The sequence below is a fragment of the Pseudomonas sp. HD6515 genome (assembly GCF_024971855.1).
GTDB lineage: Bacteria > Pseudomonadota > Gammaproteobacteria > Pseudomonadales > Pseudomonadaceae > Aquipseudomonas > Aquipseudomonas alloputida.
This window is the reverse complement of sequence record NZ_CP079827.1, coordinates 983,244-1,002,614: the sequence shown is the minus strand read 5'-3', so window position 1 is coordinate 1,002,614 and position 19,371 is coordinate 983,244. Positions and strand designations below refer to the sequence as shown.

The 19,371-nt window shown below is 61.4% G+C and carries 22 protein-coding genes and 1 tRNA gene; 2 read left to right on the top strand and 21 right to left on the bottom strand.

The window, feature by feature from the left end:
• Positions 1-11: 11 nt before the first annotated feature.
• The 15 genes from ispG to trmJ form a co-directional block, all read right to left on the bottom strand.
• Positions 12-1,121 (bottom strand): flavodoxin-dependent (E)-4-hydroxy-3-methylbut-2-enyl-diphosphate synthase, encoded by a 1,110-nt coding sequence (gene ispG / locus KW568_RS04690; protein WP_003248517.1) that lies wholly within the window; start codon positions 1,119-1,121, stop codon positions 12-14.
• A gap of 3 nt (positions 1,122-1,124) precedes the next feature.
• Positions 1,125-2,141 (bottom strand): RodZ domain-containing protein, encoded by a 1,017-nt coding sequence (locus KW568_RS04685; protein WP_003248520.1) that lies wholly within the window; start codon positions 2,139-2,141, stop codon positions 1,125-1,127.
• Positions 2,138-2,899 carry a type IV pilus biogenesis/stability protein PilW gene (pilW, locus tag KW568_RS04680; RefSeq protein ID WP_004576299.1) on the bottom strand — a complete coding sequence of 254 codons (762 nt, stop codon included), beginning with the start codon at positions 2,897-2,899 and terminating at the stop codon, positions 2,138-2,140. The genes KW568_RS04685 and pilW overlap by 4 nt, the downstream gene beginning before the upstream one ends.
• A 14-nt stretch (positions 2,900-2,913) precedes the next feature.
• Positions 2,914-4,059 (bottom strand): 23S rRNA (adenine(2503)-C(2))-methyltransferase RlmN, encoded by a 1,146-nt coding sequence (gene rlmN / locus KW568_RS04675; protein ID WP_003248524.1) that lies wholly within the window; start codon positions 4,057-4,059, stop codon positions 2,914-2,916.
• 28 nt (positions 4,060-4,087) lie between these two features.
• A complete protein-coding gene (ndk, locus tag KW568_RS04670) occupies positions 4,088-4,513 on the bottom strand; it encodes a nucleoside-diphosphate kinase (RefSeq protein WP_003248526.1) in 426 nt (141 codons plus the stop codon).
• An 88-nt stretch (positions 4,514-4,601) separates the two neighbouring features.
• On the bottom strand, positions 4,602-4,802 hold the full coding sequence (gene iscX / locus KW568_RS04665; protein ID WP_003248529.1) for a Fe-S cluster assembly protein IscX: 201 nt from the start codon (positions 4,800-4,802) through the stop codon (positions 4,602-4,604).
• A 10-nt stretch (positions 4,803-4,812) separates the two neighbouring features.
• Positions 4,813-5,154, bottom strand: coding sequence for an ISC system 2Fe-2S type ferredoxin (fdx, locus tag KW568_RS04660; protein WP_003248531.1), 342 nt, complete (start codon positions 5,152-5,154; stop codon positions 4,813-4,815).
• A 3-nt stretch (positions 5,155-5,157) separates the two neighbouring features.
• The gene (hscA, locus tag KW568_RS04655; RefSeq protein ID WP_003248532.1) at positions 5,158-7,020 is read right to left on the bottom strand and encodes a Fe-S protein assembly chaperone HscA; all 1,863 of its coding nucleotides are present in this window, start codon (positions 7,018-7,020) and stop codon (positions 5,158-5,160) included.
• 42 nt (positions 7,021-7,062) lie between these two features.
• The gene (gene hscB / locus KW568_RS04650; protein WP_259537777.1) at positions 7,063-7,584 is read right to left on the bottom strand and encodes a co-chaperone HscB; all 522 of its coding nucleotides are present in this window, start codon (positions 7,582-7,584) and stop codon (positions 7,063-7,065) included.
• A gap of 8 nt (positions 7,585-7,592) precedes the next feature.
• Positions 7,593-7,916: an iron-sulfur cluster assembly protein IscA gene (gene iscA, locus KW568_RS04645; protein WP_003248536.1), complete on the bottom strand. Its 324-nt coding sequence runs from the start codon at positions 7,914-7,916 to the stop codon at positions 7,593-7,595.
• Positions 7,917-7,944: 28 nt separating this feature from the next.
• Positions 7,945-8,331 carry a Fe-S cluster assembly scaffold IscU gene (gene iscU / locus KW568_RS04640; protein ID WP_003248539.1) on the bottom strand — a complete coding sequence of 129 codons (387 nt, stop codon included), beginning with the start codon at positions 8,329-8,331 and terminating at the stop codon, positions 7,945-7,947.
• 46 nt (positions 8,332-8,377) lie between these two features.
• Positions 8,378-9,592 carry an IscS subfamily cysteine desulfurase gene (locus tag KW568_RS04635; protein WP_003248541.1) on the bottom strand — a complete coding sequence of 405 codons (1,215 nt, stop codon included), beginning with the start codon at positions 9,590-9,592 and terminating at the stop codon, positions 8,378-8,380.
• 45 nt (positions 9,593-9,637) lie between these two features.
• Entirely contained in the window at positions 9,638-10,129 is a 492-nt protein-coding gene (iscR, locus tag KW568_RS04630; protein ID WP_003248542.1) for a Fe-S cluster assembly transcriptional regulator IscR, read from the bottom strand.
• A gap of 179 nt (positions 10,130-10,308) precedes the next feature.
• Positions 10,309-11,094, bottom strand: a complete 786-nt coding sequence (gene cysE / locus KW568_RS04625; protein ID WP_003248544.1) for a serine O-acetyltransferase — start codon at positions 11,092-11,094, stop codon at positions 10,309-10,311.
• 3 nt (positions 11,095-11,097) lie between these two features.
• On the bottom strand, positions 11,098-11,853 hold the full coding sequence (trmJ, locus tag KW568_RS04620; protein WP_004576300.1) for a tRNA (cytosine(32)/uridine(32)-2'-O)-methyltransferase TrmJ: 756 nt from the start codon (positions 11,851-11,853) through the stop codon (positions 11,098-11,100).
• 151 nt (positions 11,854-12,004) lie between these two features.
• Between trmJ and suhB the strand changes: the two genes are divergently transcribed.
• A complete protein-coding gene (gene suhB / locus KW568_RS04615; protein ID WP_003248548.1) occupies positions 12,005-12,823 on the top strand; it encodes an inositol-phosphate phosphatase in 819 nt (272 codons plus the stop codon).
• Positions 12,824-12,992: 169 nt separating this feature from the next.
• Here suhB and KW568_RS04610 read toward each other — a convergent pair whose 3' ends face one another.
• From KW568_RS04610 to queA, 6 genes are all read right to left on the bottom strand, one after another.
• Positions 12,993-13,535, bottom strand: a complete 543-nt coding sequence (locus tag KW568_RS04610; RefSeq protein WP_003248550.1) for a glycine zipper 2TM domain-containing protein — start codon at positions 13,533-13,535, stop codon at positions 12,993-12,995.
• Positions 13,536-13,656: 121 nt separating this feature from the next.
• Positions 13,657-14,565, bottom strand: coding sequence for a protein translocase subunit SecF (secF, locus tag KW568_RS04605; protein WP_003248552.1), 909 nt, complete (start codon positions 14,563-14,565; stop codon positions 13,657-13,659).
• 10 nt (positions 14,566-14,575) lie between these two features.
• On the bottom strand, positions 14,576-16,438 hold the full coding sequence (gene secD / locus KW568_RS04600) for a protein translocase subunit SecD (protein ID WP_003248555.1): 1,863 nt from the start codon (positions 16,436-16,438) through the stop codon (positions 14,576-14,578).
• A 63-nt stretch (positions 16,439-16,501) separates the two neighbouring features.
• A complete protein-coding gene (yajC, locus tag KW568_RS04595; protein ID WP_003248556.1) occupies positions 16,502-16,837 on the bottom strand; it encodes a preprotein translocase subunit YajC in 336 nt (111 codons plus the stop codon).
• Between the two features lie 42 nt (positions 16,838-16,879).
• Positions 16,880-17,995, bottom strand: coding sequence for a tRNA guanosine(34) transglycosylase Tgt (tgt, locus tag KW568_RS04590; protein WP_003248558.1), 1,116 nt, complete (start codon positions 17,993-17,995; stop codon positions 16,880-16,882).
• Between the two features lie 14 nt (positions 17,996-18,009).
• A complete protein-coding gene (gene queA, locus KW568_RS04585; RefSeq protein ID WP_004576301.1) occupies positions 18,010-19,059 on the bottom strand; it encodes a tRNA preQ1(34) S-adenosylmethionine ribosyltransferase-isomerase QueA in 1,050 nt (349 codons plus the stop codon).
• Positions 19,060-19,164: 105 nt separating this feature from the next.
• On the opposite strand from queA, the gene KW568_RS04580 reads away from it, so the two are divergent.
• A tRNA-Leu gene (locus tag KW568_RS04580) sits at positions 19,165-19,249 on the top strand.
• Positions 19,250-19,371: the final 122 nt, after the last annotated feature.

Sequence of the window (19,371 nt, the reverse complement as noted above, 5' to 3'; positions counted from 1 at the left end):
AATTCGGTGTGTCAGCCACGGACGATCAGCGCCGCGTCAGCTTCGGCCTTTTCGGCCGCTTTCTGGCGGATGAGCTTTTCCAGCTCATCGACCAGGTTGTCATTGGTCAGTTTCTGCGCCGGCTTGCCGTCGATGTAGATCAGGTTCGGCGTGCCGCCGGTCAACCCGACATGGGCCTCCTTGGCTTCACCCGGGCCGTTGACCACGCAACCGATCACCGCCACATCCAGCGGCACCAGCAGGTCTTCCAGACGCCCTTCCAGCTCGTTCATGGTCTTGACCACATCGAAGTTCTGCCGCGAGCAGCTCGGGCAGGCGATGAAGTTGATGCCACGCGAACGCAGATGCAGCGACTTGAGGATGTCGTAGCCGACTTTCACTTCTTCGACCGGGTCGGCCGCCAGCGAGATGCGAATGGTATCGCCAATACCCTCGGCCAGCAGCATACCGAGGCCGACGGCGGACTTCACCGTCCCCGAACGCAGGCCACCGGCTTCAGTGATGCCCAGGTGCAGCGGTTGTACGATCTGCTTGGCCAGCAGACGGTAGGCTTCGACAGCCATGAACACGTCCGAGGCCTTGACGCTGACCTTGAAGTCCTGGAAATCCAGGCGGTCGAGATGCTCGACGTGGCGCAGGGCCGACTCGACCAGTGCGGCCGGGGTCGGTTCGCCATACTTCTTCTGCAGGTCTTTTTCCAGCGAACCGGCGTTGACCCCGATACGAATCGGAATGCCGCGGTCGCGGGCGGCATCGACCACAGCGCGCACACGGTCTTCACGGCCGATGTTGCCCGGGTTGATCCGCAGGCAATCAACGCCCAGTTCGGCAACGCGCAGGGCAATCTTGTAGTCGAAATGGATGTCGGCGACCAGCGGCACGCTGACCCGTTGCTTGATCTTGCCAAACGCTTCGGCGGCGTCCATGTCCGGCACCGAGACACGCACGATGTCCACGCCGGCATCGACCAGTCGCTGGATTTGCGCCACGGTAGCAGCGACATCGTTGGTGTCGGTGTTGGTCATGCTCTGCACCGCGATGGGCGCATCACCACCCACCGGCACATTGCCAACCCAGATTTTGCGGGATTCGCGACGTTTGATCGGAGATTCGCCGTGCATGACTTACTGTCCCAACTTCAGGCGAGCAGTCTCGCCACTGGTGAATGGGGCAACATCGACGGCCTGGCCGTTGTAGCTGACCTGGGCGCCCCGGGCAAAGCCCAGGCGTACCGCGAATGGCGGCTTGCCGGTCAGCTCGAGGTTGTCCCCCTTGCGCTTGATGGCGCTGAACAGCACCTTGCCGTTGCCGTCGCTGACCTGGGTCCAGCAATCGGCGGTGAACTGGATGGCGACCTTGGCGCTGCCAGCTGGCACTGCGGCAGGCTCGGTGGCCGCCACGGCCGGTGCCGGTGCAGGTGCAGCAGTGGCCTGTACCGGAGGCGTAACCGGTGCAGGCGAAGCAGCAGGGGCGGGTTGCACCGGCGCTTGCTGTGCTGGAGCAGGCGCTGCGGCAATGGCGGCCTCAGAGCTTACCGGTGCTTGTTCAGCGGCAGCAGGCTGCTCGGCAGCGCCCTGCTCCAGCGCCAGCGGCGCACTTTCAGCTTGCTGGCCAGCGGAAACGGCCTGGTCTTCAGGCTCATCGAGCGGGTGAATCTGTGTGGTGCCGTCGGCGCTTTCGACCTCGACATGCTCCAGGGCAATCTTGGCCAGGTCCTTGCCCCGCAGGCTGCCCTGGTCCTGCCACCAGAAAAAGCCACCACCGACCACAGCCACCAGCAACAGCAGGCTGACGCCGCGCAGGATGTTGTGCGACAGACGCACAGGCTCTTCGATACGGCCCAGCGAATGCACGTCGCTGCCTTTGGCGTGGGTACCGGTGTAACGGTCGAAGGCGTCTACCAGGGCGGCCTGGTCGAGGTCCATCAGCTTGGCGTAGGCACGAATGTAGCCACGAGCGAAAGTATGCCCGGGCAGCTTGTCGAAGGCGCCGGTTTCCACGTGGTTCAACGAACTGACAGTGAGGTTGAGCTTGCGGGCCACCTCGGCTTGAGACCAGTCCCGTTTCTCACGGGCCAGGCGCAAAAGCTCACCGGGGTTCTGGCCAGGCGCTACTGCTACTTCGGGGTGCGCGGCGTTCATCGTTGCTCCGACAGGTATTGCTGGTATTCCGGCGTACCGGGATAAAGTCGTTGTAATTGCTGGCCCAATTCGGCCAGTGCGCCCTGCTCGTCGAACACCCTGGCAAGGCGGCTGCCCAGCAGCAGGCTACGGGCGTCGTGGTCGCTCAACTGGCTGAAACGATCGTAGTAGTCCCGGGCCGGCACATAATGCCTGTTTTCGTAGGACAACTCAGCCATTTCCAGCAACGCTTTTGGTTGCCGCGGGTTGAGTTGTAACGCTTTCAACAAATACGCGTGCGCCTGATCGCGGCGTTCGAGCTTCAGGACGGTCAGGCCCAGATTTTCGTACACGCGTGAGCACTCAGGATACAGGGTATCGGCACTGGCCTGGCGAAACATCTGCTTGGCTTCGGCAAATCGCCCCTGAGCATAAAGGAAACTGCCGTAATTGTTGCGAATTCGCGTGTCACCGCGGCTTATCAGCAAGGCCTTGCGAAAGTGTGCTTCGGCCAGCGCCGGCTCGCCTTCGGCTTGAAACACTACTGCCAGGGCGGCGTGCGCATCGACATCCTGGTCATTCAGCGCCAGGGCCTTTCCAAGCGGCGCCTTGGCCTGTTCGGTCAACCCTTGTTGCAAATAACCCAAGCCAAGCTGCACATAAGCCCGCCCCGCCTCCACCCTGCCCTGGCGGCTGGCCAAGGGGTCGCTCGCGCCGCCCGACACGCAGCCGGCCAGCAGCGAAAGCGCAAGGATCGACAGCGCGGCGCGCAGGCTCATGGGCAAGGTACCTGTCAGTGGCTGGCGGCGCTGTCTGGCAGTTCGACGTCCGCAGAAAGCTGGCGAACAGCGATGTAGCGCTCACTGCGGCGAGTACGGTCATTGACCTGGCCCACCAGCTGGCCACAGGCAGCGTCGATGTCGTCGCCGCGCGTGGTACGGGTGGTGACGTTGAAGCCACCGTGGTGCAGCAGGTCCTGGAAGCGACGAATGGCGTTGTTGCTCGGTCGCTCGTAGCCCGAATGCGGGAACGGGTTGAACGGGATCAGGTTGATCTTGCAGGGTACATCGCGCAACAGTTCGATCATCTGCGCGGCATGCTCGGGCTGGTCGTTGACGTCCTTGAGCAGGGTGTACTCGACGGTGAGCACACGCTTGCCGCCCAAGGTGGACATGTAGCCCATGCACGATTCCAGCAGCATCTTCAGCGGGTACTTCTTGTTGATCGGTACCAGCTTGTTACGCAGTTCGTCGTTCGGCGCATGCAGCGACAGGGCCAGCGACACGTCGATGTGCTTGGCGAGTTCGTCAATCATCGGCACCACGCCCGAGGTGGACAAGGTGACACGGCGCTTGGAAATGCCATAGCCAAGGTCATCCATCATGATTTTCATGGCGGCAATGACGTTGTCGAAGTTCAGCAAGGGCTCGCCCATGCCCATCATGACCACGTTGGTAATCGCGCGGTCGACTTTGGCAGGAACGGTCCCGAAGGATTTGTTGGCAAGCCACACCTGGCCGATCACTTCGGCGGCAGTGAGGTTGCTGTTGAAGCCTTGCTTGCCGGTGGAGCAGAAGCTGCAGTCCAGGGCACAGCCGGCTTGCGACGATACGCACAGGGTGCCACGGTCGTCGGTTGGAATATAGACGGTCTCGACGCAGCTGCCGGAGGCAACGCGGATCACCCATTTACGGGTGCCGTCGGCGGAAATGTCTTCACTGACCACTTCCGGTGGGCGTATTTCGGCAACGGCCTCGAGCTTTTCGCGCAAGACCTTGCCTACGTTGGTCATGGCCGCAAAGTCGGACACGCCAAAATGGTGAATCCATTTCATCACCTGGCCGGCACGGAAGCGCTTCTCCCCGATAGAGTCGAAGAATTGTTCCATTTCCGGCTGGGTCAGACCCAACAGGTTGATTTTGCCAGTAGATGTCGTCATGGATTCACCCTCACCCGTAAGCTTTCGCTTAGCGAGTGGTTACCTCGGTAGCAGCGAAGAAGTAAGCGATTTCGCGAGCAGCAGCAGCTTCGGAGTCCGAACCGTGAACGGCGTTGGCGTCGATCGACTCGGCGAAGTCAGCGCGGATGGTGCCGGCAGCAGCTTCTTTAGGGTTGGTAGCACCCATCAGCTCACGGTTCTTGGCAATGGCGTTCTCGCCTTCCAGAACCTGGACAACGACCGGACCGGAAGTCATGAAGGCAACCAGGTCACCGAAGAAGCCGCGCTCGCTGTGCTCAGCGTAGAAGCCTTCGGCTTCGGCTTTGGACAGTTGCTTCATTTTCGAGGCAACGATTTTCAGGCCGGCTTCTTCGAAGCGAGTGGTGATCTTGCCGATGACGTTTTTGGCAACAGCGTCAGGCTTGATGATGGAGAAAGTACGTTGAACAGCCATGGAAAACTCCAGAATATGAGTGTTACGAAAAATTAAACCCGCGAATTATACGCGGGTTCCGGGGGATTGCCTAACCTGCAAGTGACGCTTAGTCGGCTTCGTCGATCCAGGCGGCCTGGATTGCCTCGAGCACTTTCTCACCGCCGCGTGACGGATCGTCGCTGAACTCTGGCAATGCCAGCACCCAGCGGTGCAGGTCCACGAAATTCACATAACGAGGATCGACCTCAGGCTTGCTTTCTGCAAGCTGGATTGCGATCTCAAGTACATCAACCCATTTCAGACTCATGTACAGGCCCTCAGTGCGGTGCTTCGGCAGCATGGTTGAGCGAATACTTGGGGATCTCGATGGTCAGGTCTTCGTCAGCGACGAAAACCTGGCAACCAAGGCGCGATTGCGCTTCCAGGCCCCAGGCTTTGTCCAGCATGTCCTCCTCCAGCTCGTCAGCCTCTTCGAGCGAATCGAAGCCCTTGCGCACGATGCAGTGGCAAGTGGTACAGGCCTTGACGCCGCCGCAGGCACTTTCCATCTCGATGTGATGGTCGTGGGCCAGCTCCAGGATGTTGGTCCCGGGCTTGACCTCCACGGTCAGCCCCTCGGGGCAGAACTTCTCATGCGGCAGGAATGTCACCAGCGGCATCGATTACTCCTCGATCTCATTCAGGTTGCGCCCGGCCAGTGCGGCTTTGACCGTCGAATCAAGGCGACGGGCGGCAAATGCATCGGTCACCTGCGACAGACGCTTGGTCTGTTGCTCGATGGCTGCGCCATCGGTGCCGGCCAGCAAATCACGTAGTTCTTGCATCTGGAACTCGATGGCGTCGCGCTCGTCACTGCTGAGCAGGCGCTCGCCGTCGGCGTCTAGGGCGCCCTGTACCGCCTCGAGCAGCCGCTCGCCATCTACCTGATGCTCACGCAACTGGCGGGCGTGCTTGTCGGAACCGGCGTTTTCGAAGGAGTCCTTGAGCATGCGGGCGATTTCGCCGTCGGTCAGGCCGTAGGACGGCTTGACCTGAATGCTGGCTTCAACGCCCGAACCCAGCTCGCGGGCAGCGACGCTGAGCAGGCCATCGGCATCCACCTGGAAGGTAACGCGGATTTTCGCAGCACCGGCAACCATGGCCGGAATACCGCGCAGCTCGAAACGGGCCAGCGAACGGCAGTCACTGATCAGCTCGCGCTCGCCCTGCAGGACGTGGATCATCATGGCCGACTGGCCGTCTTTGTACGTGGTGAATTCCTGAGCGCGCGCCACCGGAATGGTGGTGTTACGCGGGATCACCTTCTCCATCAGCCCGCCCATGGTCTCAAGACCAAGCGACAGCGGGATGACATCGAGCAGCAGCAGCTCGCCACCTTCGCGGCGGTTGCCGGCCAAGGTGTCAGCCTGGATGGCGGCACCGATGGCCACCACCTGGTCTGGGTCGATCGAGGTCAGCGGGGTGCGCCCGAACAGTGCACCGACGGCCTCACGCACACGCGGCACGCGGGTAGAACCACCGACCATGACTACGGCGCTGACCTCTTCCAGCTCAACACCACTGTCGCGCACCGCACGGCGGCAAGCCTTCAGGCTGCGGGCAACCAATGGTTCGATCATGGCTTCGAAGGCGCTGCGGGTCAGCTCACCGTGCCAGGCACCGTGGCTGACGTTGACCACGTCAGCGTCGGTCAGGGCCTCCTTGGCGGCGCAAGCGGTTTGCAGCAGCGCGCGCTGGGTAGCCGGGTCGAGGTCAGACGACAAACCCGCCTGTTCGATGATCCAGCCGGCAATAGTGTGATCGAAGTCATCCCCCCCAAGGGCGGTATCACCCCCGGTGGCCAGCACTTCGAATACGCCAGCGGTCAGGCGCAGGATGGAAATATCGAAAGTACCGCCGCCCAGATCATAGATGGCCACCACGCCTTCGGCGTTCTGGTCCAGGCCGTAGGCTACGGCGGCCGCAGTCGGTTCGTTGAGCAGGCGCAGCACGTTCAGGCCGGCCAGACGCGCAGCATCTTTGGTAGCCTGACGCTGGGCGTCATCGAAATAGGCCGGCACGGTGATCACCGCGCCTACCAGCTCGCCACCCAAGGTAGCTTCGGCACGTTCGCGCAACACCTTCAGGATGTCGGCAGACACTTCCACCGGGCTTTTCGGCCCCTGCACGGTGTCGATGAACGGCATGTGCGACTCACCGCCAACGAAGCGGTACGGCAATTGCTCGCCCAGTTGCTTGACGTCGGCCAGGCCGCGCCCCATCAGGCGCTTGACCGACAGCACAGTGTTCAGCGGGTCGCTGGAGGCGGCGTCACGCGCAGCCTGCCCCACTTCGATACGCCCGTCGAGGTAGCGCACCGCGGACGGCAGAATGACGTTGCCCTGCGCGTCGGGCAGGGGCTCGCTGCGGCCGCTACGCAGTGCAGCGACCAGAGAGTTGGTGGTACCCAGGTCGATCCCCACCGCCAGGCGGCGCTGGTGAGGCTGAGGGCTTTGACCGGGTTCGGCAATCTGCAGTAGGGCCATGCTTATCTGAATACCTTAGGTGTCATCACGGGCAACACCGGGTTAATCGTCGAGGCGCTCTTCCAGTTGGCGCACTTCTTGGGCGAGCTTGTCGAGGAACTGCATGCGGCGCATCAGGCGCTCGGCCTTGTCGCGCTCGCCTGGGGCATCCCAGCAGGCGGCAAAGTCCTCGTTCAGCGTGTCCTGGGCAGCCTTGAGGCGCTTCTTGAACGCGCCGACACCATCAAGGTCGGCTTCGTCCTGCAACTCCTCGAGCTCTTCACGCCACTGCATCTGCTGCAACAGGAAGTCAGGGTCGTGGACCGTGACTTCCTGAGGCACTTCATGGCCGCTGATGGCCAGCAGATAGCGGGCGCGCCGCGGCGCACTGCGCAGGGTCTGGTAGGCGTCGTTGAGTGCTGCGGACTTTTCCAGCGCTACCCGCTGCTCACGCTCGGAGGCGTCGGCAAAGCGGTCGGGATGGACTTCGCGGGCCAGCTCGCGATAGCGAGTGGCCAGCTTGTCGAGATCCAGACGGAAGCTTGGCTGGAGATCAAACAATGCGTAATGACAAGGAGTACCCACAGCCAGCCTCAAACGTTGAAGCTTTCGCCGCAGCCACACTCACCGCGCACGTTGGGGTTGTTGAACTTGAAGCCTTCGTTCAACCCTTCCTTGACGAAATCCAGTTCGGTGCCATCGAGGTAGACCAGGCTCTTGGGATCGATGATCACCTTGACGCCATGGTTTTCGAACACCTGGTCTTCGTCCGCCAGTTCGTCGACGAATTCCAGCACGTAGGCCAGACCCGAGCAACCGGTGGTGCGCACGCCCAGGCGAATGCCCTCACCTTTGCCGCGCCCGTCGAGGGAGCGGCGAATGTGGTTGGCGGCGGCTTCTGTCATGCTGATAGCCATCAGAACTCCTTACCTTGCAACAGGCGACTTAGATCAAGCCTTTCTTCTGCTTGTAGTCGCGTACGGCTGCCTTGATGGCATCTTCGGCGAGTACCGAGCAGTGAATCTTGACCGGCGGCAACGCCAGCTCTTCGGCCAGTTGGGTATTCTTGATGGTTTCGGCCTCGTCCAGGGTCTTGCCCTTCATCCACTCGGTGGCGAGGGAACTGGACGCGATGGCCGAACCGCAGCCGTAGGTCTTGAACTTGGCGTCTTCGATAACGCCCTGCTCGTTGACCTTGATCTGCAGGCGCATCACGTCACCGCAGGCCGGGGCGCCGACCATGCCGGTGCCGACATCCGGGTCTTCGGCATTCATCTTGCCGACGTTGCGCGGGTTTTCGTAGTGGTCGATGACCTTTTCACTGTATGCCATGGTGCAATTCCTTCCTCATCAGGGAGCCGCTCTTGCCGGCGACTGCTTAGTGGGCGGCCCACTCGATCTTGGAGATGTCAACGCCGTCTTTGTACATATCCCACAGCGGCGACAGCTCACGCAGTTTGTTGACGGCCTCGCAGACTTTCTGCGCGGCGTAGTCGACTTCTTCTTCGGTGGTGAAACGGCCGAAGGAGAAGCGGATCGAGCTGTGCGCCAGCTCGTCGTTGCGGCCCAGAGCACGCAGTACGTAGGACGGCTCGAGCGACGCGGAGGTACAGGCCGAACCGGACGATACGGCGATGTCTTTCAGCGACATCAGCAGCGATTCGCCTTCGACGTAGTTGAAGCTCAGGTTCAGGTTGTGCGGTACACGTGCTGTCTGGCTGCCATTGACGTACAGCTCTTCAAGGTTTGAGACCTGCTTGAAGAAGCGGTCGCTCAGGGCCTTGATGCGTGCGTTTTCTGCAACCATTTCCTGCTTGGCAATGGCGAAGGCTTCGCCCATGCCGACGATCTGGTGGGTCGGCAGGGTGCCCGAACGCATGCCGCGCTCATGACCGCCGCCGTGAATGATGGCTTCAAGACGTACACGTGGCTTGCGGCTGACGTACAGCGCGCCGATGCCTTTCGGGCCATAGACCTTATGCGCCGAGAACGACATCAGGTCGACTTTCAGCTTTTGCAGGTCGATTTCGACCTTGCCGGCAGATTGGGCGGCGTCGACATGGAACAATACGCCGCGCGAACGGGTCAGTTCACCGATGGCAGCAATGTCGTTGATCGAGCCGACTTCGTTGTTCACATGCATCAGCGAGACCAGGATGGTGTCGTCGCGCAGCACCGCTTCTACCATGGCCGGGGTAACGATGCCGTCTTCGCCTGGCTCCAGGTAAGTGACTTCAAAACCTTCGCGCTCCAGCTGGCGAGCGGTATCCAGGACCGCCTTGTGCTCGATCTTGGAGGTAATGATGTGCTTGCCCTTGGTCTGATAGAAGTGCGCGACACCTTTGAGCGCGAGGTTGTCGGACTCGGTGGCACCGCTGGTCCAGACGATTTCGCGCGGATCGGCGTTGATCAGCTCGGCAACCTGGCGGCGACCGTTCTCCACCGCTTCCTCGGCTTTCCAGCCAAAGACGTGGGAGCGCGAGGCCGGGTTACCGAAGTTCCCGTCGACCAGCAGGCAGTCGGCCATCTTCTGGGCCACGCGTGGGTCGACCGGAGTGGTCGCAGAGTAATCAAGGTAGATCGGCAACTTCATTTGTCTCTCCTATCAGGCGGTGGCGTCGCTCGTCGTCCCAGGGGATCAATCGACGGCAGACGTCTCAATCTTGTCCAGCTGGGCGGTTCGTCCTGCGACACGGCGCAGGTCCTGGCGCTGGGCGACTTCCTGCACATCACGGCGCTTGACGAGGTCGGCCAGGCTTATGCCGCTGAGGAATTCATGGATCTGCTGGCTGAGGTCGCACCACAGGTGGTGGGTCAGGCAGGTATCACCGGCATGGCAGTCCCCGAGCCCCTGGCAACGGGTGGCATCGACCGATTCGTTGACCGCGTCGATAACCTGGGCCACCTGGATGGTTTCCATGCCCCGCGACAGCTGATAGCCGCCGCCTGGACCGCGCACACTGGAAACCAGGCTGCTGCGACGCAGCTTGGCGAACAGCTGCTCCAGATAAGAGAGGGAAATGCCCTGGCGCTCGGAAATATCGGCCAAAGACACCGGCCCATGCTTCGCGTGCAACGCCAAGTCGAGCATGGCGGTCACGGCGTATCGGCCTTTGGTAGTCAGTCGCATGGCTATTGGGTACCACGGGAGTTTCAGGATGTGTGCGAGTATGCGATTCCCGAGCATTTAAGTCAACTATTAGACCTACTGCTTTAGTCGGGTTTGCATCAGGGAGGCGGGCGCGATTGTAGCAGACGAGGGGCGCGAGCACACGCCCCACATGCCACCATGACTTCAGTGCGGCGCGATCAATGCGGCTGAGTGTCGCGCTGGGCCACCTGGGTAACCTCGGTGAAGTCGTCTTCCGGCAAGGCCGGCAGTTCCTTGGCGCAATAGTCACTGCCCATCTTGGTCAGCGCGCCACACATACCCTCCAACCGTTCGTCGACGGCCTGCAGATGATCGAGCATCTGGCCGATGGCCCGCGCCACCGGATCGGGCATGTCGCCACTGACACCATAGGCGTCAAAGCCGATCTTCTCGGCCATTGCCTTACGCTTGGCCTCGACTTCGGTGTCCTCGCTCTTGACGATGATCCGCCCCGGAATGCCAACCGCTGTAGCCCCGGCCGGCACCGCCTTGGTAACCACCGCATTGGAACCGATCTTGGCCCCGGCGCCGACCGTGAAAGGCCCCAGCACCTTGGCACCGGCCCCTACCACCACGCCGTTTTCCAAGGTGGGGTGGCGCTTGCCCTTGTTCCAGCTGGTGCCACCGAGCGTCACCCCCTGGTACAGGGTGACGTCATCACCGATCTCGGCGGTTTCGCCAATGACGATGCCCATACCGTGGTCGATGAAAAAGCGCCGGCCAATGGTGGCGCCAGGGTGGATTTCGATACCGGTCAGCCAGCGACCGAAGTTCGACACCAGCCGGGCCAGCCATTTGAAATCACGCCTCCACAGGGCATTGCCCAGGCGGTGCAGCCAGATGGCATGCATGCCGGGGTAGCAAGTGAGCACCTCGAAGGCATTGCGTGCAGCCGGGTCACGGTGGAATACGCTTTGAATATCTTCACGCAGACGTTCGAACATCTGTCAGTCCTTCCGTTTATGCGGCTCGCCCCGGACCACCTTCTGGGTCTCGGTGAGGATGCCGCGCAAAATGCTCATTTCCGAACGCTCGACCGCCACCCGCCCATACAGCCGGCGCAGGCGCGGCATCAGGTGCTTGGGCTTTTCGGGGTCGAGGAAGCCGATGCCCACCAGGGTTTTCTCCAGGTGGTCGTAGAACAGCTCCATTTCATCCATGGTCGCCAGCTCAGCGGCGTCAACCTTCTCGACTTTGCCCGGTGCTTCACCGGCAGCCAGCCAGGCCATGCGCACCTCGTAGGAGAGCACCTGCACGGCAGCCGCCAGGTTCAGCGAGCTGAAGTCGGGGTTGGAGGGAATGTGCACGTGGAAATGACATCGCTGCAGTTCTTCGTTGGTCAGGCCGGCGTGCTCGCGCCCGAACACCAGGGCGATTTCCTCGCCGCCATTGGCATGCTCCACCGCCTTGGCACCGCATTCACGCGGGCCGATCAACGGCCAGGGAATGCTGCGCTCGCGGGCGCTGGTGCCCATCACCAGGTTGCAGCCGACCAGCGCCTGTTCGAGGCTGTCGACCACCTGGGCGTTATCCAGCACATCGTCGGCGCCCGAAGCACGGGCACTGGCATCCACGGCGGGGAATTCTTTCGGCTGCACCAGCACCAGACGCGACAAGCCCATGTTTTTCATGGCACGCGCAGCGCCGCCGATGTTGCCGGGGTGGCTGGTATTGACCAGAACAACACGAATATTTTGCAGCAAGGTGTTGTGCTCACAGATGCAGGAATCAGGGCCTTCGATCTTACAGAACCGACAGACGTAACGCCATGAAAGCAAATGTGACACTTCTGCCGCCAAAGTTTTCTGCTAGAATGATCGGCTTTCTTCTTTAACATCTCCAGGTGACCCGCCCATGCAGCCTATGCTGAATATCGCCCTGCGCGCCGCTCGCAGCGCCAGTGAACTGATTTTCCGCTCCATCGAACGCCTGGATAGCATCAAGGTCGATGAGAAAGAGGCCAAGGACTACGTTTCCGAAGTCGATCGCGCCGCCGAGCAGAGCATCGTCAACGCCCTGCGCAAGGCCTACCCGAACCACTCCATCCAGGGCGAGGAAACCGGCCTGCACGCGGGTAGCGGCGAAGAAGGCAAAGATTACCTGTGGATCATCGATCCGCTGGACGGCACCACCAACTTCCTGCGTGGCATCCCGCACTTCGCCGTCAGCATCGCCTGCAAATACCGCGGCCGCCTTGAGCACGCCGTGATCGTCGACCCGGTTCGCCAGGAAGAATTCACCGCCAGCCGTGGCCGTGGCGCCCAACTCAATGGCCGCCGCCTGCGCGTCAGCTCGCGCACAAGCCTGGAAGGCGCCCTGCTGGGCACCGGCTTCCCGTTCCGTGACGGCCAGATGGCGGACATGGACAACTACCTGGGCATGTTCCGCGCCTTGACCGGCCAGACCGCCGGCATCCGCCGCGCCGGCTCCGCCAGCCTGGACCTGGCCTACGTGGCTGCTGGCCGCTTCGACGCCTTCTGGGAGTCGGGCCTGTCCGAATGGGACATGGCAGCTGGCGTACTGCTGATCCAGGAAGCCGGTGGCTTGGTGAGCGACTTCAACGGTGGCCACGACTTCCTCGACAAAGGTCACATCGTTGCAGGCAACATCAAGTGCTTCAAGGCAGTACTGACTGCCATCCAACCGCACCTGCCAGAAAGCATGAAGCGCTAAGCGCAGATTGCTGGCAAACAAAAAGCACCTCTCGAGGTGCTTTTTTTGTGCCTGGTGGTTTTGCGCGGCCTGTGCCGGCCTCTTCGCGGGTAAACCCGCTCCTACAGGGACAATGCGTTCCATGTAGGAGCGGGTTTACCCGCGAAGAGGCCGGCACAGACCACGCAAATTACTGACCCGCTTCGCTCAGGATCAACTTGCCATTCTTGTCCAGCGGAATGGTCGATCCCGGCTCGCGATCCATCTTCACCTTGCCTACCTGATCACCGATGGAATAGGTCACGTTGTAGCCCACCACCTTCTCGCTGATGTCGTTGACCGTGTTGCAACGAGTTTGCGTGGTTGTGTAGGTATCACGCTCCTGCATGCCTTCCTGCACCTTGTTACCGGCATAACCACCACCGACCGCACCGGCCACCGTGGCAATCTTCTTGCCGGTACCACCACCAATCTGGTTACCCAGCAAGCCACCGGCCAGCGCACCCACGACGGTGCCGGCGATCTGATGCTGGTCCTTGACCGGCGCCTGGCGCGTAACGGTAACGTCCTTGCACACTTCACGCGGGGTTTTCACCTGTTGCTTGATCGGCTGCACGTCGGTGACCTGGGCATACTCAGGCCCCTTGTTGACCAAGCTGTAGGTCGCGACAGCACCTCCGGCAGTCACACCGACAGCACCCAGTACCGCACCCACCAGCATTGATTTATTCACGTGGACCTCCTGATCGTACCAGCGGGTATCAACCCGCGCTTCTCCCAGCCTTGGAGCAAAAAAAAAGGCGCGAGTTCAATACTCGCGCCTTTTACACCGCCAGGCGGTGATGGACTAGCCCTTACGGACGATCATCCACACCCTCGGCCTTGGTCGGCGGGATCAGGTCTTCGCTGTTCAGGTTCAGCCAGATCAGCACCACGTTGGCGATATAGATCGACGAGTAGGTACCGGCCATGACACCAATGAACAGGGCGAGCGAGAAACCGAACAGGTTGTCACCCCCGAAGAACAGCAGCGCAGCAATGGCCAGCAAGGTCGAAACCGAAGTGGCGACGGTACGCAGCAGGGTCTGGGTGGTGGAAATGTTGATGTTCTCGATCAGCGAGGCCTTGCGCATGACGCGGAAGTTCTCGCGTACCCGGTCGAACACAACAATGGTGTCGTTCAGCGAGTAACCGATGATCGCCAGGACCGCCGCCAGCACCGTCAGGTCGAAGGTGATCTGGAAGAACGACAGGATACCCAGCGTTACCACCACGTCGTGGATCAGCGAGATGATCGCGCCCACGGCGAACTTCCACTGGAAGCGGAAGGCCAGGTAGATGAGGATACCGCCCAGGGCCAGGAGCATGCCCATGCCGCCCTGGTCGCGCAGCTCTTCACCGACCTGCGGGCCGACGAACTCGACACGCTTGACCGTGGCCGGGTTGTCACCGCCTGCCTTCTGCAGCGCGGCAGCTACCTTGTTGCCCAACTGCGGGTCATCGCCCGGCATGCGCACCAGCAGGTCGGTGGTGGCGCCGAAGCTCTGCACCACCGCCTCGTGGAAGCCGGAGTTGACCAGCTCGGCACGCACCGCCTTGAGGTCGGCAGGACGCTCGTAGGTCAGCTCGATCAGCGTACCCCCGGTGAAGTCCAGCCCGAAGTTCAGGCCCTTTTGCCACCAGCTGAACAGCGCCAACACGGTGAGGAGCACGGTGACGGCGAACGCGACATTGCGCACGCCCATGAAATTGATGGTTTTCATCGCAGCTCCCTCAAACCCACAGCTTCTTGATGTCACGCCCGCCACAGGTCAGGTTGACCAATGCACGGGTCACCATGACGGCGGTGAACATCGAGGTGAAAATCCCGAGGGACATGGTGACCGCAAAGCCTTTGACCGGGCCGGTACCCATGGCAAACAGGATGCCGCCGACCAACAGGGTGGTCAGGTTGGCGTCGACGATTGCCGAGTAGGCGCGATTGAAGCCTTCGTGGATAGCGCGCTGCACCGACATACCAGCAGCAATCTCTTCGCGAATACGCGAGAAGATCAGCACGTTGGCGTCCACCGCCATACCCATGGTCAACACGATGCCGGCAATACCCGGCAGGGTCAGGGTCGCCCCCAGCAGCGACATCAACGCCAGCAGCAGCACCATGTTACCCGCCAGGGCGATGGTGGCCAGCACACCGAAGGCGCGGTAGATGGCGATGATGAACAGCGAGACGAACAGCATGCCCCACAGCGACGCATCGATACCCTTGGTGATGTTGTCAGCACCCAGGCTTGGGCCAATGGTACGTTCTTCAGCGAAGTACATCGGCGCGGCCAGACCACCAGCACGCAGCAGCAGGGCCAACTCGGACGATTCGCCCTGGCCGTTCAGACCGGTGATGCGGAACTGGCTGCCAAGCGGCGACTGGATGGTCGCCAGGCTGATGATTTTTTTCTCTTCGACGAAGCTTTGTACGGCAACGTCCTTCTCGACGCCGCCGACGGTTTGCTTGACGTAGCGGGTAACCGGCTTCTGCTCGATGAAGATCACCGCCATGCTACGGCCGACGTTGCTACGGGTAGCACGGCTCATCAGCTCGCCACCGTGGCCATCCAGGCGAATGTTCACCTGCGGGCGGCCATGCTCGTCGAAGCTGGCCTGGGCGTCGGTAACCTGGTCACCCGTGATGATCAGGCCCCGCTCGACTGCGGCGGAGCGGCCGCCATCACGGAACTCGAACACCTCGGTAGTGGCCTTGGATGCACCCGGTTCGGCACCGAAGCGGAACTCCAGGTTGGCCGTTTTACCAAGGATACGCTTGGCTTCGGCAGTGTCCTGCACGCCTGGCAGCTCGACCACGATACGGTTGGCGCCCTGGCGCTGTACCAGAGGCTCTGCCACACCCAGCTCGTTCACGCGGTTGCGCACGGTGGTGAGGTTCTGCTTGATCGAGTATTCGCGGATCTCGGCGACTTTCGCCTGGGTCAGCGCCAGACGCAGCACCGCAAGCTCGTTGCGGTCGGTGGTGGTCAGGTCGAAATCATTGAAATTCTTGCGGATCAGGGCACGTGCCTGTTCGCGGGTGGCATCGTCAGCGAAGCCCAGCATGATGCCGCCATCCTGCTGAGGCAGGCTGCGGTAGCGGACGCGCTCTTTGCGCAGCAAGGTCTTGACCTCGCCTTCGTAGACTTTCATGCGGGCAGTCATGGCCTTGTCCATGTCCACTTCCAGCAGGAAGTGCACACCACCGGACAGGTCCAGGCCCAGTTTCATCGGGCTTGCGCCCAGGTTGCGCAGCCATTGCGGGGTAGTCTGGGCCAGGTTCAGGGCCACGACGTAATCATCGCCCAGTGCCTTGCGCACTACATCCTTGGCTGGCAGCTGGTCTTCCTGATTGGTCAGGCGGATCAGCCCGCTGCCCTTTTCACCCAGGCTTGCGCCCTTGACAGCGATCTTGGCATCGACCAGCGCCTTGCTGACGCGATCAAGGTCGGCCTGATTCACCTGCAGCGCCGAGCTGGCACCGCTGATCTGTACCGCCGGGTCATCCGGGTAGAGGTTGGGAGCGGAATAAATGAAACCGACCACCAGTACCAGCACGATCAGTGCATATTTCCACAGAGGATATTTGTTCAGCATCACGCCGCCCGTTCAAGACGCGGGGCGCGTTGCGCGCCCCGACTGGAAAATAAAACCGGTAACTCAGATAGCCTTGAGCGTACCTTTTGGCAGGGTCGCAGCAATGGCACCCTTCTGGAACTTCAGCTCGACAGTGTCGGACACTTCCAGCACCACGAAGTCATCGGAAACCTTGACGATCTTGCCGGCGATGCCGCCGTTGGTGACAACTTCGTCACCTTTCTGCAAGTTGCTCAGCAGGTTCTTCTGCTCTTTCGCGCGCTTGGCCTGCGGGCGCCAGATCATCAGGTAGAAGATGACCAGGAAACCGACCAGGAAAATCCACTCGAAGCCGGTACCGGCTGGGCCAGCGGCAGGTGCTGCAGCGTCCGCGTATGCGGCGGGGATGAAGAAGCTCATTGGGCACTCCTAATGTAATTTTCTAATAATGGATGCGGACAGTCAGTCCAAGGGCGGTACAGGAAGCCCGCGCTTGGCGTAGAAGGCGTCGACAAAGGCGGCCAATTTACCCTGTTGAATAGCCTCGCGTAAACCGGCCATCAAGCGCTGATAATGGCGCAAGTTGTGGATGGTATTCAGCATGCTGCTCAGCATTTCGCCGCATTTGTCCAGATGATGGAGATAGGCGCGCGAGAAGTTGGTGCAGGTATAGCAGTCACAGGTCGGATCCAGCGGCGATTCATCGTGACGATGGAACGCATTGCGGATCTTGATCACCCCTGTATCAACGAACAGATGACCGTTGCGCGCGTTACGCGTCGGCATCACGCAGTCGAACATGTCGACGCCGCGGCGCACACCCTCAACGAGATCTTCCGGTTTGCCTACCCCCATAAGGTAACGAGGTTTGTCAGCAGGCATCTGGTCCGGCAGGTAATCCAGCACCTTGATCATTTCGTGCTTGGGCTCGCCCACCGACAGGCCGCCAATGGCCAGGCCGTCGAAACCGATGTTTTCCAGGCCTTCCAGCGAGCGCATGCGCAGGTCCTGGTACATGCCCCCCTGAACAATGCCGAACAGCGCTGCGGTGTTGTCGGCATGGGCGTTCTTCGAGCGCTGGGCCCAGCGCAGCGACAGCTCCATGGAAGTGCGTGCCACATCGTGCTCGGCCGGGTACGGGGTGCACTCGTCGAAGATCATTACCACGTCCGAGCCCAGGTCACGCTGAACCTGCATCGACTCTTCCGGGCCCATGAACACCTTGGAACCATCGACCGGCGAAGCGAAGGTCACGCCCTCTTCCTTGATCTTGCGCATGGCACCCAGGCTGAATACCTGGAAACCACCGGAGTCGGTGAGGATCGGGCCTTTCCACTGCATGAAATCGTGCAGGCCGTTGTGCTTCTTGATCACCTCGGTGCCCGGACGCAGCCACAGGTGGAAGGTGTTGCCGAGGATCATCTCGGCGCCGATGGCCTCGATGTCGCGTGGCAGCATGCCCTTGACCGTGCCATAGGTCCCCACTGGCATGAATGCCGGGGTTTCCACGGTGCCACGTGGGAAGGTGATGCGACCCCGACGGGCCTTGCCGTCGGTGGCCAGCAGTTCGAAGGACATTCGACAGGTGCGACTCATGCTTGATCCTCGGGCCCGCGTGGCGCCGGATTGCGGGTGATGAACATGGCATCACCGTAACTGAAGAAGCGGTACCCATGCTCGACCGCCGCTGCGTAGGCAGCCATGGTCTCGGGGTAGCCGGCGAAAGCCGAGACCAGCATCAGCAGCGTGGACTCCGGCAGATGGAAGTTGGTGACCAGGGCATCGACCACATGGAACGGCCGGCCCGGGTAGATGAAGATGTCGGTGTCGCCACTGAAGGCCTTGAGCACGCCATCACGCGCGGCGCTTTCCAGCGAACGCACACTGGTGGTGCCAACCGCGATCACCCGACCACCACGGGCCCGGCAGGCCTCGATGGCATCGACCACATCCTGGCCCACTTCGAGCCACTCTTTATGCATGTGGTGGTCTTCGATCTTGTCGACCCGCACCGGCTGGAAGGTGCCGGCGCCCACATGCAGGGTGACGAAGGCGCGCTCGACGCCCTTGTCGGCGATCTTTTCCAGCAGCGCCTCGTCGAAGTGCAGGCCTGCGGTAGGCGCGGCAACCGCGCCGGCGCGCTGGGCGTACACGGTCTGGTAGCGCTCACGGTCGGCGCCCTCGTCCGGGCGGTCGATATAGGGCGGCAGCGGCATGTGGCCGACACGGTCGAGCAACGGCAGCACCTCTTCGGTGAAGCGAAGTTCGAACAGCGTGTCATGGCGCGCGACCATTTCGGCCTCGCCACCGCCATCGATGAGGATGACCGCGCCAACCTTGGGCGCCTTGCTGGCGCGCACATGGGCCAGCACCCGGTGGCTGTCGAGCACGCGTTCGACCAGTACCTCCAGCTTGCCGCCGGAGGCTTTCTGGCCGAACAACCGCGCCGGGATCACTCGGGTGTTGTTGAACACCATCAAGTCGCCGGGGCGCAGATAGTCGAGCAAGTCGGGGAATTGCCGGTGCGCCAGCGCGCCGGTAGGCCCATCGAGCACCAGCAGACGGCTGCCATGGCGCTCGGCCAACGGGTGGCGGGCGATCAGGGAATCAGGGAGTTCGAAGGAAAAATCGGCGACGCGCATGATGATGTTCGGTTCGGCAGGGCCGGGAAGTTTAGCCCAATGTGTGAAAATTGACCATGAAAGCCGATTGACCGACCAGCGGCACCTCTTTATACTGCGCGCCACGCCCTGATGGCGGAATTGGTAGACGCGGCGGATTCAAAATCCGTTTTCGAAAGGAGTGGGAGTTCGAGTCTCCCTCGGGGCACCAAAATCCGGAAAAAACCGACCTTACGGTCGGTTTTTTTTTGCTTGCGATTTATGCCCGTCATTGACGCCGCCCCCCTGACTCCCGCGCCTCCCCCCATACCTGCATTCTATTGGCCGCGCTGT